The 16,640-nt window shown below is 48.9% G+C and carries 14 protein-coding genes; 12 read left to right on the top strand and 2 right to left on the bottom strand.

Annotated features, from left to right (window positions below; all coding sequences use genetic code 11):
* Nucleotides 1-18: 18 nt before the first annotated feature.
* The 3 genes from moaE to BM079_RS16140 all read left to right on the top strand — a co-directional run bounded on the left by moaE (nt 19) and on the right by BM079_RS16140 (nt 1,873).
* The gene (gene moaE, locus BM079_RS16150; protein WP_090136182.1) at nt 19-468 is read left to right on the top strand and encodes a molybdopterin synthase catalytic subunit MoaE; all 450 of its coding nucleotides are present in this window, start codon (nt 19-21) and stop codon (nt 466-468) included.
* A complete protein-coding gene (moaA, locus tag BM079_RS16145) occupies nt 468-1,457 on the top strand; it encodes a GTP 3',8-cyclase MoaA (RefSeq protein WP_090136180.1) in 990 nt (329 codons plus the stop codon). Before moaE ends, moaA begins: the two co-directional genes overlap by 1 nt.
* Nucleotides 1,458-1,582: 125 nt before the next feature.
* Nucleotides 1,583-1,873, top strand: a complete 291-nt coding sequence (locus BM079_RS16140; RefSeq protein WP_090136178.1) for an H-NS family histone-like protein — start codon at nt 1,583-1,585, stop codon at nt 1,871-1,873.
* Between the two features lie 94 nt (nt 1,874-1,967).
* Here the strand turns inward: BM079_RS16140 and BM079_RS16135 are convergent, their stop codons facing one another.
* Nucleotides 1,968-3,614 carry a ribonuclease J gene (locus BM079_RS16135; protein ID WP_090136176.1) on the bottom strand — a complete coding sequence of 549 codons (1,647 nt, stop codon included), beginning with the start codon at nt 3,612-3,614 and terminating at the stop codon, nt 1,968-1,970.
* 122 nt (nt 3,615-3,736) lie between these two features.
* Here BM079_RS16135 and purU point away from each other — a divergent pair, with 122 nt between their 5' ends.
* Entirely contained in the window at nt 3,737-4,591 is an 855-nt protein-coding gene (gene purU, locus BM079_RS16130; RefSeq protein ID WP_090136174.1) for a formyltetrahydrofolate deformylase, read from the top strand.
* Nucleotides 4,592-4,614: 23 nt separating this feature from the next.
* Here purU and dinB read toward each other — a convergent pair whose 3' ends face one another.
* Nucleotides 4,615-5,658: a DNA polymerase IV gene (gene dinB, locus BM079_RS16125; RefSeq protein WP_090136172.1), complete on the bottom strand. Its 1,044-nt coding sequence runs from the start codon at nt 5,656-5,658 to the stop codon at nt 4,615-4,617.
* Between the two features lie 429 nt (nt 5,659-6,087).
* On the opposite strand from dinB, the gene BM079_RS16120 reads away from it, so the two are divergent.
* The 8 genes from BM079_RS16120 to BM079_RS16085 all read left to right on the top strand — a co-directional run bounded on the left by BM079_RS16120 (nt 6,088) and on the right by BM079_RS16085 (nt 16,439).
* Entirely contained in the window at nt 6,088-6,477 is a 390-nt protein-coding gene (locus BM079_RS16120) for a histone-like nucleoid-structuring protein, MvaT/MvaU family (RefSeq protein ID WP_090136170.1), read from the top strand.
* 623 nt (nt 6,478-7,100) lie between these two features.
* Nucleotides 7,101-8,219, top strand: a complete 1,119-nt coding sequence (locus BM079_RS16115) for a polysaccharide export protein (RefSeq protein ID WP_090136168.1) — start codon at nt 7,101-7,103, stop codon at nt 8,217-8,219.
* 134 nt (nt 8,220-8,353) lie between these two features.
* Nucleotides 8,354-10,588, top strand: a complete 2,235-nt coding sequence (locus tag BM079_RS16110; RefSeq protein WP_090136166.1) for a polysaccharide biosynthesis tyrosine autokinase — start codon at nt 8,354-8,356, stop codon at nt 10,586-10,588.
* 71 nt (nt 10,589-10,659) lie between these two features.
* Nucleotides 10,660-11,946, top strand: a complete 1,287-nt coding sequence (locus BM079_RS16105; protein ID WP_245743213.1) for an exopolysaccharide biosynthesis polyprenyl glycosylphosphotransferase — start codon at nt 10,660-10,662, stop codon at nt 11,944-11,946.
* 357 nt (nt 11,947-12,303) lie between these two features.
* Nucleotides 12,304-13,206, top strand: coding sequence for a glycosyltransferase family 2 protein (locus tag BM079_RS16100; protein WP_175489741.1), 903 nt, complete (start codon nt 12,304-12,306; stop codon nt 13,204-13,206).
* A gap of 11 nt (nt 13,207-13,217) precedes the next feature.
* The gene (locus BM079_RS16095) at nt 13,218-14,276 is read left to right on the top strand and encodes a hypothetical protein (RefSeq protein ID WP_090136162.1); all 1,059 of its coding nucleotides are present in this window, start codon (nt 13,218-13,220) and stop codon (nt 14,274-14,276) included.
* 13 nt (nt 14,277-14,289) lie between these two features.
* Complete coding sequence (locus BM079_RS16090) at nt 14,290-15,357, top strand: glycosyltransferase (RefSeq protein WP_175489740.1); 1,068 nt, start codon at nt 14,290-14,292, stop codon at nt 15,355-15,357.
* A gap of 260 nt (nt 15,358-15,617) precedes the next feature.
* Nucleotides 15,618-16,439 (top strand): glycosyltransferase family 2 protein, encoded by an 822-nt coding sequence (locus BM079_RS16085; RefSeq protein WP_090136158.1) that lies wholly within the window; start codon nt 15,618-15,620, stop codon nt 16,437-16,439.
* The last annotated feature ends 201 nt before the right edge of the window (nt 16,440-16,640 follow it).

The raw sequence follows: 16,640 nt of genomic DNA, 5'->3' as shown, positions 1-16,640 counted from the left end.
GGCTGTCAGAAAGAGGGCATGATTGCGATACAGCATGATCCCTTCGATATTGGTGCCCTGTATCGTCGGCTTTCGGACGGCTGCCATGGCACGGGAGCCGTGGTCAGTTTCGTGGGACGGGTGCGGGATTTTAATGAGTCGCCTGAGGTCACGGCGCTCACTCTTGAACATTACCCGGGAATGACCGAAAGGGCGCTGGAAAATGTCGTCGAGCGTGCAAGACAGCGCTGGCAGATCAACGATGTGATCGTTGTTCATCGCATTGGTTATATGACGCCGGGAGACGATATTGTCGCGGTACTTGTCAGTACGGTACATCGTCAGGCCGCTTTTGAAGCCTGCGCTTTTATCATGGATTTTTTAAAGACCAGTGCGCCTTTCTGGAAAAAGGAACATACCAGCAGTGGGGCTTACTGGGTCAGCGAGCGTGAAAGCGATCTGGCGTCGTTGAAGCGCTGGGAGCAGTAATGAGTGAATTGATTGATGATTTTGATCGTCGTATCAAGTACGTGCGCATCTCTGTAACGGATCGCTGCGACTTTCGCTGTGTCTACTGCATGAGCGAAGAGATGACCTTTCTGCCACGTGATCAGGTGCTCTCCATCGAGGAGATTTCGATGGTGGCCAGAGCATTTACAGAGCTGGGCGTGGAAAAGATTCGTTTGACCGGCGGCGAGCCACTGGTACGGCGCAACATTGACGAGCTGGTCAACAATATCGGATCGCTGGAAGGTCTTCGAGACTTCACCATGACCACCAATGGTGCCCAGCTAAGGCGCTATGCATCATCACTGCGTCAGTCGGGTATGCAGCGTCTCAACATCAGCCTTGATTCCCTGAAGCCGGAACGTTTCAAGGAGCTGACTCGTACCGGTAATCTCGAGAAGGTCATCGATGGTATTCGTGCTGCAAAAGAGGCAGGTTTCGAGCGTATCAAACTCAATGCTGTCATTTTGAAAGGGCGAAACGACGACGAGATACTGGATCTTGTCGAGTTTGCTCGTGATGAAAGTATCGATATCAGCTTCATCGAAGAAATGCCGCTGGGCGATGTTTCAGAGCATTCGCGTGAGGAAACCTTCTGCTCCAGCGATGAGGTGCGCGCTACCATCGAAGCACGTTATCCGTTGCTGGATTCTCCGGAAAGCTCGGGCGGGCCGTCACGCTATTGCCGGATGGCTGACAGCGATTCGCGCATTGGCTTTATTTCGCCGCATAGCCACAATTTTTGTGACAGCTGTAACCGGGTGCGTGTGACCTGCGAGGGCCGGTTGCTGCTGTGCCTTGGTAATGAGCACTCCACGGATTTACGGGAAGTCATCCGTGCAAATCCGGGTGAGATAGAGCCCCTGAAGCAAAGAATTCGTGAGTCGATGTCCCTCAAGCCTCACCGTCATCATTTCACAACCGATGGCGATGTTCAGATTGTCAGGTTCATGAACATGACTGGTGGATAGAGCGTTTCGTTTTTATGAAAAAAGGTCGACACATGTCGGCCTTTTTCTTTGGTTTCAATAATTGATAACCCTTTTTCAGGGTATATACTACTCAAGGCATATATCTTTTATCTGGAGTGCAGGATATGTCGACAGAGACATTGGAAAAGATCGCTCGCAACAAGAATGTAGCCAGAGCTGCAGCGCGTCAGTTGAGCATGGAGCAGTTGACCAAGCTTTCCGAAATTATTGATGAAGTCATGATGCAAAAGCAGGAAGAAGAGCAGAAGCGGCGAGAGGAAGAGGCCAGCAAGGAGCAAAAACTTGCCGAAATTCGTGCTGCCATGACCGATGCCGGCTTATCGGTTAACGATCTTGTTGGAAACGAGCAGCCACGCAAGCGTCGGGGCCGTCCCCCCAAGGATGCCAGCGCCTGATGGTGTCTTTTCACCTGAAAAGTACCGTCAGGCCATATTCGCTTTTCATGAAAAAGCCGTGATAGTGCCACGGCTTTTATAAACGACGCTGCCTCTATCGTTGCAATGTGGTATCTACAATATCGATCGTGACTCTGGAGGATTGTCTGAGCTGTTCTCCAAGCCAGTGATTGGCAAGTTCTTCGAGCAGATGTGAAAGCTCGACGGATGTGCGTGCCGTTATCCCTTCCAGCGTAATGTCGACCCAGTCCCCCAGTGTTTCTTCATCCACAAAGGCGTCAACCTGACTGTCGATAAGCATTCTGCCAACCCGCTGCCATTGCCCTTTATCGATCTGATGGATGACGGGCAAAACAATGATCGTATCGTTCTGGCGATGGGAGGGTTTCCTTGCACGCTTGCGCTGAGAAATGATGACAGGAGAAAGTGTTAATATTTCTTCTGTCATCATGCGTTTACCGTTCCAGCGCAGCCATTGACCGTTGATTGGCAGGATGGTGCTTTTGATGCCAAGCGAGTCAGCGATGGCGCAATGGGCCTGTTGATGCAGAGTCTCGCCGTGTACCGGCAGCAAATGGGCAGGCCGGACCCATCGATAAAGGCTGAGTAGCTCATCCTGACCCGGATGGCCGGAAGCATGGAGGCCCGGATGCGTTTCATCGCTGAAAACGTGAGCGCCACGATGCGTGAAAGCCTGCTGTAGTCGCGTGACTGCTCTTTCATTGCCGGGAATGGCGCGTGAGGAGAAAATAATGCAATCGCCGGCCTCGATTTCGAGTGCTGAATGTTGATTGGCGGCCAGGCGGGAAAGGGCCGCTCGAGATTCTCCCTGGCTGCCGGTCGCCAGAATCAGAATTTCATCCGGGGGCAGGTAGCCAATATCGGATAGCGGTACCGTGTCCGGAAAGTCAGCCAGGTATCCCAGTTCACGCCCCAGTCGCACCATCTTTTCCATCGCCCTGCCAAGAAGCGCAATGCGGCGCCGATGGCGACGCGCTGCAAGTCCTGCCGCCAGGATGCGCGCAAGATTGCTGGCAAAACAGCTGACCACGACACGCCCTTTGCAACCCTCAATGAGCCGTTCGAGCGTGGTTGCCACGTCGCCTTCACTGCGTGAGTGCTCTTCTACCATGGCATTGGTGGAGTCACCTACAACCAGATCAACCGGTGCAATCCGGGTGAAGTCCTGTTCGCGGGTTGTGGCGCCCAGTATCGGGTTCGGATCGATTTTCCAGTCACCGGTATGCAGAATACGATGTCGATCAACTTCCAGCAGCAGTGAAACGCTTTCCGGGATGGAGTGTGCAACGTTGATGCTTTGCACTGAAAAAGGCCCCGCATCGAAACGGGCACCGGGTTTGAAAACCCTGATGGCATCGGTGGCCAGACCCTGTTCAACGAGTTTTTGTCGTGCAATACCCGCGGCCAGTGGCGTGGCGTATATCGGACAGCCAAAACGTGGCCACAGCCAACCCAGTGCGCCAAGGTGATCCTCGTGGCCATGGGTGATGACGATGGCTTCCGGTCGAATGCCGAGTGTTGCCAGAGAGGAAACGTCCGGGATCTGCAGAGGGGTGTCAGGGAGATCCTGACGCAGCGCCATACCGCAATCAACAACCAGCCAGCGGGACTGAAAGCCGTAAAGCATCAGGTTCATACCGATTTCACCGCAACCACCCAGCGGCAATATTTCGATCTCGGAACGGCGACGGGGACGAACTTGTACGCGAGTCTGATCCATGGCGGGTCCGGCGATAGTTTGTGATCAACTATACGCAACGCATCAGGTGGTCACAACGAACACTGCGCAAAAGCATCTGAATTCGCTACAATTCCTGTCTTTGAACAGGTAGCGTGAATCTGATGTCCCTTTGTCGTTTAGTGGTAACCTGTCCTGATCGTGTTGGCATTGTCGCACGCGTGTCGTCGTTTATCGCCGAGAAGGGCGGCTCTATCACCGAAGCCAACCAGCACTCCGATCTGGAAACCGGGCGCTTTTTCATGCGCTATGAAGTTGAGGCCAGAGATATTGGGATCGATAGCGATGCTTTTCGGCAGGCCTTTGCCACAATTGCCGAAGAATTCGATATGCAGTGGCAGTGGCGAGACGGTGCACAAAAGCGCCGCCGTCTGATGATCATGGTCTCAAAAGAGTCACACTGTCTGGTGGATCTTTTGTACCGTTGGTCGGCCGGCGAGCTCGATTGCGATATTGCCGGCGTGATCTCCAATCATGATGATCTGCGCAGCGTGGTCGAATGGCATGGCATTGACTATCACCATATTCCGGTGCTGTCAGATAACAAGGCGACCGCCTTTGCTGATATCGAAAAAGCCATCGAAGAGAATGACGCTGACACGATTGTGCTGGCACGCTATATGCAGATTATTCCACCGTCACTGTGTGAGCGTTATAGCGGACAGATCATTAATATCCATCACAGTTTTCTGCCTTCCTTTGCTGGCGCAAGACCCTATCATCAGGCGCATACACGAGGGGTCAAGCTCATTGGCGCCACCTGTCACTACGTGACTCGGGAGCTGGATGCCGGGCCGATTATCGAGCAGGATATTCAGCGGGTAACTCACTGCCATACCACCAGCGATCTGGTCAGGCTGGGACGGGATATTGAAAAGTCCGTGCTGGCACGAGGTGTGCGCTGGCATTTGCAGGACAGGGTACTGATCGATGGTAACAAGACCGTAGTATTTTCCTGAGTTCTGCTCCAGCGGCAACCGGCTCAAAAAAGCCCGAGTTGCCGCTGAGCATCCTCTGATGTAAGCCTTACGCCAACACCGAGAAGCCTGACGGGACGTTCCGCGCGCTGCCAGGCAGTGTCGAAAAGTGGCAGAAACCGTTCCAGTTCTGGCGTTTGACCTGCCGTTTCCATGGTTGTGATGGAAAAGTCGTCAAAGCGTATTTTCACAAAAAGCTTGTTGATTGCGGGGTGTTGATAGCGCTCTATACGCTCGCCCAGACGTACGACCAGCTCTGCGATATTTTTCCGGCATAACGCCATGCTGGGCAGATCCCGATCAAACGTGGTCTCCACACTGATTGATTTTCTTTCTCTCTCAATCTTGACCGGGCGCTCGTCTATTCCCCGGGCCAGTTCATGAAGCCGCCCACCAAATTTACCGAAATCGTCCAGAAGCGTTGCAAGGTCGACAGCTTTCAACTCACTGCAGGTATGAATGCCCTGAGCTTCGAGCTTCTTCGCCGTAGCAGGTCCCACCCCATGGAGCCTTGTAATGGGAAGGCGATCCAGAAAGTCACTGACCTGATCCGGAACAATGGTGTAGAGACCATCAGGCTTTTGCCAGTCGCTGGCAATCTTGGCGAGAAACTTGTTGGGTGCAACGCCTACCGAAATGGTAATGCCCACACGCTGCAGCACCTCGCTTTTAAGCCATTGCGCCATCCAGGTTGCGCTGCCCTGCATAAGCTCGATGTGTGATACGTCCAGAAAGGCCTCATCAAGTGATAGAGGTTCAATGATGGGGGTGAGTTCGCGAAAGATCTCCTGTACCTGCTGTGAGGCCCTTCGATATTTGTCAAAGTCGGGGCTGAGACGCTGCAGGTGAGGGCATAGCCTTTTGGCCTGCGCCATCGACATGGCAGAGCGTATGCCATATTCGCGAGCTGGATAATTGCATGTTGCCACGACGCCACGGTGCTCTGCTTTTCCTCCGATCACCAAGGGGGTGTCGCGTAGAGACGCATTATCTCGCATCTCGACAGCAGCGTAGAAACAGTCGCAGTCAGCGTGAAGTATCTTGCGCATCACGAATCCCGGAAATATCTGTACGCATATACATACTACAGGTTCGAAGAGCTGTAAATGCGCTATTCACAGGTGACTTGGCATCAGGTTTCCAATAGTTTGGCTGCTGGATAATAAATCATCTGTTTCGAATCTCGATGTGGTTATTTTCAGTGTGATGGGAGGTAATGCTATTATGCCGTGGTATTGCCAATGGAGCGGCATCTTATTATTAGATGAGTTTTAAGTCACGTTGGCTAATATTGACGATAACCGATATGGTAGAACGATTCGTTTTTATTTATCCTTTCAAAGGCGTCGAAGCCAGTTTTTGCTTTAAAGTATTTTTTTCCTGGCGTAGTATTCAAGGGCCACTGGTTAAAACCATTTTAATGGGCCGCAGGGTCGAGCATCCTTTAAAGAGATGTGCATTAGCTGAAGAGGTCGATAATGTCGCTGTTGAATGAATACATGAAGAAAGAACAACTGCTCAAGCAATTGCGCGATGAACTGCAACAGCTCGAGCAGGATCAAAGGCTCAAGGGTGAACTGGAGTTCAAGGAAAAGCTTGAACAACTGATGAAGACTCATGACAAGACCGCAGCAGATGTCATCGAGATCCTCGATCCCGCTGGCGATCAGCCCGTCACCAGGCAATCGTCATCTACCGCTTCAGAAAGCCAGAGTGCAGGTCGGCGCAAGCGCAAGCTGAAAGTGTATCGCAATCCCCATACCGGGGAAGTTGTGGAAACTCGTGGTGGTAACCAGAAAACACTCAAGGCATGGAAAGAAGAGTACGGTAACGATACGGTCGAGCAGTGGCTTGAGCGTACCGAATAGTTTTCTTTTAAAAAAGGGCCGTTTCGACGGCCCTTTTTTTATGCCTGGCGTTTTTTTGATCGCCGGATCTATTTTTCATGGCGCCTCGTGCCGTTATGACTTTCGGCTTTAAAGTTTTGCCGACATGGTGTTTTCTGCACAAGCGCTGAAGTGATGCATGCTTAAAATACTGAATACGTTTTACAAAGCAGTTCGGCGTCAGTCTCAAAAGCTCATGTAACACGACGTGACATGATGATTCGTAAAACGAAGTCTTGCCAATGGTAGGTTAGATGCTGGTGCTGTAGAATCCCGGAATAATGATGCGCAAAGCAGCATACCCCTGCTCAAGGGGGTCTGATAGCATCGACACCAATCCAAAGTCTGAATAATTTTATCTGGCCTTTAATTAAAGGTTGTAGGCGCTTTTGCCGATTTCTTTAATCAGGTCGGGTCATGTTATTGAGGCGTCGAGTCGACTTGCAGTCATGGGCCGCTGCATCATTCGATACCGTCGACATGGTGTCGAGGTAGAAAAAGCGACATCGACGGTATTTTATGGCCTCGGAAACACGCCAGTATGGACATTCCGCGGCGGTAGCGTGTCCAGACGCCGGAATAATTTTGACAGGAGTGAGCGGTTAATGAAGCGGCTGCTGAGTTGTGCCTTGGTAGGGAGCTCCCTTTTTCTGGGAGGCTGTGTTCTTGCTCCCGGCAGTGACATGCCCTATGAACAGTCAGGGCCACCCATCGATGATCTGGTAGATGTCCAGCCCATCACCTTTGGCCTTGTACAGGCGCAAAATGCTGCGCGCAAGGAGGTCAGCTCCCAGAGAAGTCTGAAAGAGGCCTCGCAAGACCTGAAGTTTGATGGTAGTGACTACGACTACCGTATAGGCAAGGGCGACATCCTCAACATTGTTGTTTACGACCATCCCGAGTTGACGATTCCTGCCGGTGGGGAGCGAACTGCGGTCGAAACCGGTAACGTTGTACACAGTGATGGGACCATATTCTACCCCTATGTCGGTCGTATGCAGGTTGCCGGCAAGAATGTGGCGGATGTGCGTGGCCAGATTGCTTCTGCACTGTCTGACTATATTGCAGAGCCCCAAGTTGAGGTCAATATTGCCAGCTTCCAGTCCCAGAAGGCATATATCAGCGGTCAGGTTAATAACCCTGGCCAGCAGCCCATTACCAACACGCCGCTGACCGTGCTTGATGCCATTTCTAGTGCCGGCGGTCTTAACGAAAACGCTGACTGGCGCCATGTCGTGCTGACCCACAATGGTCAGGAAGAAATAATCAACGTTTACGATATGCTGCAGAACGGCCAGGTCAGTCAGAATCGTCTGCTCCATGATGGCGATGTGTTGCATGTGCCTGATGTTGGCGACGAGAAAGTTTACGTGCTGGGCGAGGTTCAAAGGCCTCAGGACCTACCAATGGGTGGCCACCGCTTCAACCTTGTTGACGCGTTGAGCCAGTCCGGTGGTATTGATGAGATCCAAGCGCGTGCCTCTGGTATTTTTGTCATCCGCCAAGGCGGCCCCGGTGACAAGCAGGCTACTGTCTATCAGCTTGATGCCAGTAACGCTGCTGCCTATGTCATTGGTACAGAGTTTCAGCTTGAGCCGCGCGATATCGTTTATGTCACTACTGCACCGATCAGTCGCTGGAACCGCGTTATCAGCCAACTGCTGCCTTCGACCAATCTGACGCGTCAATCGGTTGGCTCCGTTAACGACTATAACGATCTTTAATCAAAGAGCTCACGCTATTCAGTCTGTCGAATAGCGTGACTCCTTTAGTCGGCAACATCGGAAATGAGCGCTGTATCAAGTCTGACAGGGACGCTCATATACCATTTCGTAAATGGAATCAGTGATAAATCAATATGGCCTCGAATACTGAAAAACATCAGTCAGCCGATTCTGGCGAAGAGCTTGATCTAGGCCGTCTTTTCGGTCTGATGGTCGACAATAAGTGGCTGATCGCTCTGATCGTATGTGTGTTTACGTTTCTGGGGATCCTCTACGTTACTTTTAAAACGCCGGTTTACCAGAGCGATGCCCTGCTTGAAATAGAAGGACGTGCCAACCCGGCAAGTAATCCGATCCAGAATCTGGGGGTTTTTGGCGATACCCCTCGTTCAACCGCCGAGATGGAAATTCTCTCTTCTCGCATGGTGCTGGGTCAGGCAGTTGATCGGCTCAATCTTCAGTTGAGTATCAAGCCGGAAGGGCTGCCTATTCTCGGCGATACGCTGGCGCGCCGAGGCGTTGAACGCCCGTCGTTTGCACAGGGGTGGTCCTCCGTGTGGGCTGGTGAAAGCATCAACGTTACGCGTTTTATCGTACCGGATAGCTGGACCAACAGACCGCTCACTATCAAATCGCTGGGCAACAATCGCTACGAGTTACGTGCTGACGGCCAGCTGGTTCTGGAAGGACAGGTGGGTCAATTGGCGCAATCACGTGATGGCAATGTAGAGATGCGCATCATGGATATGACCGCAGGGCAGGGTGCCGAGTTCACGGTTGTCAAACGCTCTCGTCTGTCAGCCATTAACAGTCTGCGTAGCGGTTTTGAGGTTGAAGAAGTTGGTCGCTCCGGAACGGGCATACTGCGCCTGACGCTAAAGGGCACCGATCGCAATGAAATCCGTGATAGCCTCAAGGCCATTACCGATATCTACATCACTCAAAATATTGAAAGGCAATCTGCCGAAGCTCAGAAGAGCCTTGACTTTCTCAATGAGCAGGCTCCGCAGGTTCGAGACAGCTTGGTGGAAGCAGAGAACAAGCTGAATAACTACCGTGTCAATCAGGACTCCGTGGATCTTGATCAGGAGACCTCTTCGGTATTAAGTCAGATTGTCAATATTGATAATCAGCTCAATCAGCTCAAGTTTGACGAAGCTGACTTGTCACGCCGTTTCAATAAAAGCCATCCACAATATCAGGCACTGCTCCAGAAGCGTGAAGAGCTCAATGCCGAAAAGGATCGTCTGCAAAAGCGTGTCGACAGTCTTCCCGAAACACAACAGGAAGTATTGCGGCTTCAGCGTGACGTGAACGTCAACCAGGAAATGTACGTTCAGATGCTTAACCGCATGCAGGAAATGAACATTGCCAAGGCAGGCGCTGTAGGGAACGTCCGCATCATCGATGATTCAACGCTGCGTAGTAGCCCGGTGGCGCCACGCAAGGCCCTGATAACCGTCATCGCCTTTGCGTTGGGCTTGGTATTGGCCATTATCGTGGTTCTGATCCGTCGGATCATGAATCGTGGTATCGAAAGTCCGGAGCAGCTCGAGCAGATCGGTATTCCCGTTTATGCTTCAGTGCCTCTCAGTAGTAACCAGAGTGGGCTGGTGAAAAGGGTTCGTGGCAAGCGTGGTTTAGGCCTTGGGCGCAAGCAGGGCGTCAGAAATACAGTCGATACTGGTGTTCTGGCTCTGCGTAACTCTGATGATCAGGCTGTCGAAGCTGTACGTAGCCTGCGAACCAGTCTTCATTTCGCAATGATGGAAGCACCGAACGCACGACTTATGATCAGCAGTGCCAGCCCAGGTGCAGGCAAAAGCTTCGTGGTTTCCAATCTAGGCGTAGTATGTGCCCAAGCAGGCCAGCGTGTCCTCGTGATCGATGCCGATATGCGTATGGGCCATCTGCACCAGATCTTCAAGGGGCGTTCGGAAAATGGTCTGAGCGATGTGCTTGCGCGCAGGACAACAGCTTCTGAAGTGGTGCGTTCCGGCGGTGTCGATGGGCTTGATTTCATTTCGCGAGGCGTTGCTCCGCCCAACCCTGCTGAACTTCTGATGAGCGCTGGATTTAGTGAGCTGCTGGCATGGGCAGATCAGCATTATGATCTGATCATTATCGATACGCCGCCCATTCTGGCTGTCACTGATGCAGCTATTATCGGCAAGCAGGCAGGTACCAACATGTTGCTGGCACGATATGGCGTGAATCCTCCCGCAGAGATCGAGCAGGCAAGGCGTCGATTCGAACACAGCGGGGTGGAAATCAAGGGAACCGTTCTCAACGGTATCGAGCAGACAGCATCCCATCGCTATGGCGGTAATTACGGTAATTACCACTACAGCTACGGTCAGAAGTCATAAAAGATCAAGAGCGCGCCCCGTGGCTGCCCTACATGCGGTAGGGTAGCCACATCGGAAGTGAGAAAAGCAACATGGAAACGTTCACAAATTTCATGGAACAAAATCGTCGGCATTCAAGGTGGTACGAAAAGCTCCTGCTGAGCTATCGCTTCAATCAGGCACTGGGACTGATTATCGCGGTACTGTTGCCGGCAATGTTTCAGTGGAGCTGGAGTCTGATTGCAGAATGGCAGGCTGAGCGTTGCATTACCTTGCTTGGTACGGCCGTAGCTTACCTGGTGGCCATCATTGCTGTACACCGTCTTGTACACTTTCCTAGAACGAAAGCCTTTTTATATATTATTCCTTTCATTACAATATCCTACATTGTGATGGCAGCGGTTCTGATGAGTCTGCAGACAGAGACTGCAACCACACAGATCGTTCTATCTTATCTGATTGCAGTACTCTACTGCTCTATGGGGTATCAGCTCAGTACGCGTTATAGAACTCGCAAACTGGCGGTGGTGCCTTTTGGTCGAGTGCACGAATTCTGTCATGACAAGAATGTCGATTGGCGGTGGTTGGAAAACCCCGACCTTGAAACGATGCGCGTCGATGGTGTTGTCGCAGATCTCCGTGCGGATCTGGATGATAAATGGCAAAAGTTTCTTGCAGACTGCACAATTCATCGCATTCCGGTATTTAATGCTCGTCAGGTTCACGAATCATTAACAGGCAGAGTACATCTGGATCATTTGTATGAGAATAAATATGGTAGTCTAACGCCCAGCGAAAATTACGAGCTTGTCAAGCGCCTGATCGATGTCTTTGGCGTGCTGCTGGTATTACCAGTTGTTTTGCCGATCATGCTGGCTACCATGATCATTATCAAAAGGGATGACCCGGGGCCGGCATTTTTCAATCAGCAGCGTATGGGATTTCACTGCCGTCCATTCAAGCTTTTCAAGTTTCGTAGTATGTACATGAATCATGAAGGGCTCGGTTTTACATCGGAGGGTGAGGATCCGCGTATTACACGAGTAGGAAAAGTGATCAGGAAGTATCGTATTGACGAACTGCCTCAGCTTTTCAATGTGCTCAAGGGAGACATGAGTCTGATTGGACCGAGGCCGGAATCTTGTAACCTTGCAGAGTGGTATGAGCGTGACGTCCCATTCTTTAACTATCGCCACGTCGTGCGTCCAGGGATTTCTGGATGGGCTCAGGTCGAACTTGGATACGCAGCTGAAGTAGAAGGCATGACCAAAAAGCTTGAACATGATTTTTACTACATCAAGAATTTTTCATTCTGGTTGGATGTTCTCATCGTCATTCGCACGATAAAAACGATGTTGACAGGCTTTGGTGCTAGATAATATTTGTAGAGGAATTTTCTGAGTGCTGGCAGTGTTGCTTGCACTCAGATTTCTGTTTCATACAGATAAATATTTAGATCTGAAAATGACAAAATGATGTGAATGGGTTATTGCGGTTCTTTTTTTCGAAATATATTTTTTGAGGTTTTGTGTTTACCTTTACATATGTCGATTTCGATAAAAAAGCCCTTTCAAAATTTTGTAAAAATAATATTTTTGTTAATATTGCATGCTGGTATTTTCTAGGCTTGCTAAGCTGTTAATGGTCTTGTTGATAAAAAAATTGAGTGAGATTTATTGTCAAAATCAAAGAAGTCATCAGAATGAATTTGATTGAAGGGTAACTGGAATTAAATGATGAAAATATCAGTAATCATTCCAACATATCGTAGTAGCGGTTTTATCAAAGATACTCTTGACAGCGTTCATCAGTCTGCATGTGATTATGAATATGAGACGATTTTGGTTGACGATTGTTCTGACGATTTTGAAAGATTAACAGCAGTTGTCAATGGTTTTCCTAATGCGACTCTCGTGCAAAAAGGAAAAAAATCAAACGCTGCTGTTTCCAGAAATGTTGGTATTAATCTTGCTTCGGGCGATTATATTTTTTTGCTCGATTCTGATGATCATTTTAAACCAAACTATATCGCCGAGCGTTTGGAATTTATGCGCCAAGGGCATTACGATTTCTGTTTCGGCGCCTATACCAATGTGGCAGTCGATGGGGAAAAAGATTTTATCGAAAAGCCCGATGTTTATGATCCCCGACACTATCTCTTCATTGAAGACAAGGATATAAGAACCTCCACGATTAGCTTTTCAGCTGATCAAAAGCATGTCTTCAAATTTAATGAAAGCTTGAATAAACATCAGGATTGGGGGTTCTTGATCGATACTGCCGAGCATAGTAGATCGTGGGGATATGACCCTATACCGGGTGTACGTCTGAATTGCGACCGTGATGGACGTATGAGTAGCTCCATGAATATGGAAGCCAGCAAGGTATTCATGAAAAAATATCTTGTAGATCCAAGACATATGAGTGGTTTCGCTAAACGTCACTTTGTACTTGCGGCCCTTTTGAAGGATCATGGTGCTTATCGTTTTTTTTCGGATCGCATCATGCCAGAGCTTTTGAAGCCAAAGTTCAAAACGATCAAGTTGGCAGGTGATATGCTTGATAAGATTGGTCTATTCTTTCTATTGCCTCATTTGCTTGGCACTTATAAAGCCATTGCCAGATTAAAAAAATCCTGATGAGTTAGCCTATGACTGCTGAGCTTGCATGGTATCTTGTGTTGTGTGGTCTTGCGTTCTTTTATTGTTTTCTTAACAAAAGAACGGCACTGATCGCAATTACTTATGTGATTGCCGCGTACTATCTGTGGATTGTTCGCACTTCTGGCTTTGACTATGACATGGTGGGGTATGCCAGATATCTTACCTATAATCTCGATTTTGCCACTGCAACAACATATTATATAAGAGAGTTTGTATACTGGTTCGGGGCATCTTATCTGTACCAGATGATTCAGGATGATGTCATAACGCTATGGGTCATTGATATGATCTGGCTTACCCTGTTGTTTTATGCGATGGGGAATCGTCACTTGAGTAGTAAAGTGCCCATGTATGTCATTCCCTTCTTGATAGTATTCTTTCCATTATTGATGGGGTATCAGAATGTCTATCGTCAGCTGATTGCCTGCGTTTTCGTGCTGTTCGCATTTTTTGGTGCCAGAAATCTCATGGTAGCAGGATTTTTTGGCTTGCTTGCATTGTTTACGCACAACGCTGCCATCGTTTATATGCCGCTGCTGTATATTTTTGCAGTGACCAATGGAATGACGAAACCAAAAGTCAGCTTTTTTCATAAAGGTGTTTTTGCGTTTCTTTATCTCGTAATGATGGCGGGCGTATATTATTCTTCTCTGGGGGATAGCGAGTTCGGGAAATCTTCTTCTTCCACAGGGATTTCACTGACTTATGCTTATCTTGCAGTTTTCTTTGCGATGTCCATTGTTGCCTTTGTGATTGGGAACTTTAGTTTAAAGAAGTTCATACACCACAATACAACTCTTGTTTATTCAATTTTCACATTTGTGGCGTTTATTCCAGCGCTGGGTGGCGCGCAGGCTGAGCGAATTGGCATGATGCTGCTTATCGTCACCATGCCTATTTTTGCGGCGAACCTTGATCGTAGTTTTAAAACACAAAATGAAAAGATTCTGATGCGCATGCTGTTTGTCATGGCGGGTATTGCACCTACTTTCTTGTTCAGCTCAGCGTATAATTTCCTTATAACAGCGGCACGCCTTCCCGGTTAATTCGGAGTTGACATTGAAGATTGCTCAAATCATTACTGAACTTAAACCGAGCGGGCCGGCTAACGTTGTCAAAAATATCGTGGACAATTTACCTACAGATGTTGAGTCAACGGTTTTCTATTTTAGAGGACCACCTACCCTGGAGGTTAGTTGTGAGACAAGGCCGATAGATTTTCGTAGTATCAAGGCCCTTAAATCATTTGATGTTGTTCATTCCCATGGCATTAGGCCGGACTTTTTGGGAGTGTTTGCTTCTTTTTTTAATAAAAAAAGTGTATTCATCTCGACTTTACATAACTACGTCAAAGATGAGCTATTAAATATTTATGGTCAGAAAGCAGCAACTCTTGTAACGCCTCTATGGATGAATGCCTGGCGGAGGATGGATGGGCTGGCGGTTTTGACTCAGGATGCCTACAACTATTATTACTCCAGCCTGCCAGTGGAAAAGCTGCATGTAGTGCATAATGGTATTCGAGGGCTGGCAACTACACATGGCCTCTCTTCTGACGATCTTGACAGGATAGAAATATTTTCTCGCCAATATCATGTATTGGGAACCAATGCTCATCTTATAAAAAGAAAAGGAATCAGCCAGGTAGTTAGTGCACTTTCAGGTTTGCCCGAATGTGCACTCGTGGTAATAGGAGATGGTCCTTATAAAAAGGATCTTATGGATCAGGCTGAAGAAGCCGGTGTGGCAGATAGATGCTGGTTCGCGGGATACAGGGATAACGTTTCTGCTTTTTTACCATATTACGATATTTACATGATGCCCAGCATCAGTGAAGGTTTTGGACTGGCGCTGCTTGAGGCCATGGCAGCCGGTCTGCCTTGTGTTTGCAGTGATATCGGTGTCTTTCGGGAGATTCTGCAAAAAGACGAGGCGGCTTTCTTTACCGTTGGCGATCAGGCGTCACTTCAAAGCGCTATTACTCATGCCCTTGATCAACGCCATCAGCTGTCAACGCGTTCTCGCAACCGTTATCTGGCGCAGTTTACAGGCGAAGCCATGAGCCAAAACTATAAGGCATTATATGAAAATATAATGTCTAAGAAAGGAAAAATGGCTAATTTATAATGAGCGTGTTTGAAGGCTAATATTAAAAATCAGTTTTGGCAGATCGTATTTGTAAACATTATTTCTATTGGTAAGGCACGAAGGGATCGTTAAAGCTGGTTTGTTTATACTATTCGCTACCCTTCGCCTGGCACAAATAGAGTTGGTTTAAAGTATGGATGGATAAGCTGGTTGATGAGAATCTGAGAAATAGCTGATACCAGTTTGCCTAAGACGTCCATGACAAAATTTTCTAAAGAATTTTCAAGGGAAAGGCTGCAATGAAATTTTCAGTGCTGATGTCAGTCTATGACAAGGAGTCACCACTGTTTTTACGTGAGTGCCTTGAAAGCATCAGGACACAAAGTGTACAGCCTGACGAGGTCGTGATCGTTGAAGATGGCCCCATTACCGATCAACTGCATGATGCGCTGAATGAATATCGCACCAGTCTTGATATTGTTTCTATCAGACTGCATGAAAACCGGGGGCTTGGGGAAGCGCTCAACGCAGGGCTTGAACAGTGCCGTAACGATCTTGTCGCCAGAATGGATACGGATGATCACTGCTGTCCCGGGCGTTTCGAATTGCAGATGAACTACATGAGTGCTCACCCCGAAGTGGACATGCTGGGTGGCGCGATCGCCGAGTTCAACGAAGATCCGAAGCAGCCTCACGCCATTCGCGAATTGCCTACCGGTAAGGAGCAGGTCGCCCGTTTTGCGCGCTCACGCTGCCCGGTCAATCATATGACCGTGATGTTTCGCCGCTCGGCAATTCTGAAAGCCGGTGGCTATCAGCATTTTCTGGGCATCGAAGACTATTACCTCTGGGCGCGTTTGCTTTGTCAGGGCAGTCATATCGATAACGTCAGTGATATTCTGGTTAATGCCCGTGTTGGTAACGGCATGCTGGCAAGGCGTCGAGGTTGGCATTACTTCAAGCAGGATGTGAAACTTCAGAAAAAATTTCATGACATGGGGTTTGTCAGTGCAGGCACCATGTACATGAATATTCTCAAAAGAGCTCCCTTGCGCCTCATGCCCGAAAAGCTGCTGGCTGCCGTATATCAGGGCATTCTGAGGAAAAAACCAGCGGCATAGAGTTGTTTGTTCTCCAGAATCCATTCGTTTGGATGTTTTCCCGGTATGGGCCAAAAGCCTTTGCCGGGATTTTATTTTTCAGTGATAGCTCAAAAAGTGGTCTAGGTATTTGGTCCCGGGAAGTAATGGTTCGGGTTTTGATGGAACCTGTCCGGGTCATCCTGCCATCTTTCCAGAATAAATCCGATGGGTGTTTTGCCC

The sequence above is a fragment of the Kushneria avicenniae genome (assembly GCF_900112585.1).
GTDB lineage: Bacteria > Pseudomonadota > Gammaproteobacteria > Pseudomonadales > Halomonadaceae > Kushneria > Kushneria avicenniae.
The sequence above is the reverse complement of the archived record's forward strand: the minus strand, read 5'-3'. Positions and strand labels throughout refer to the sequence as shown.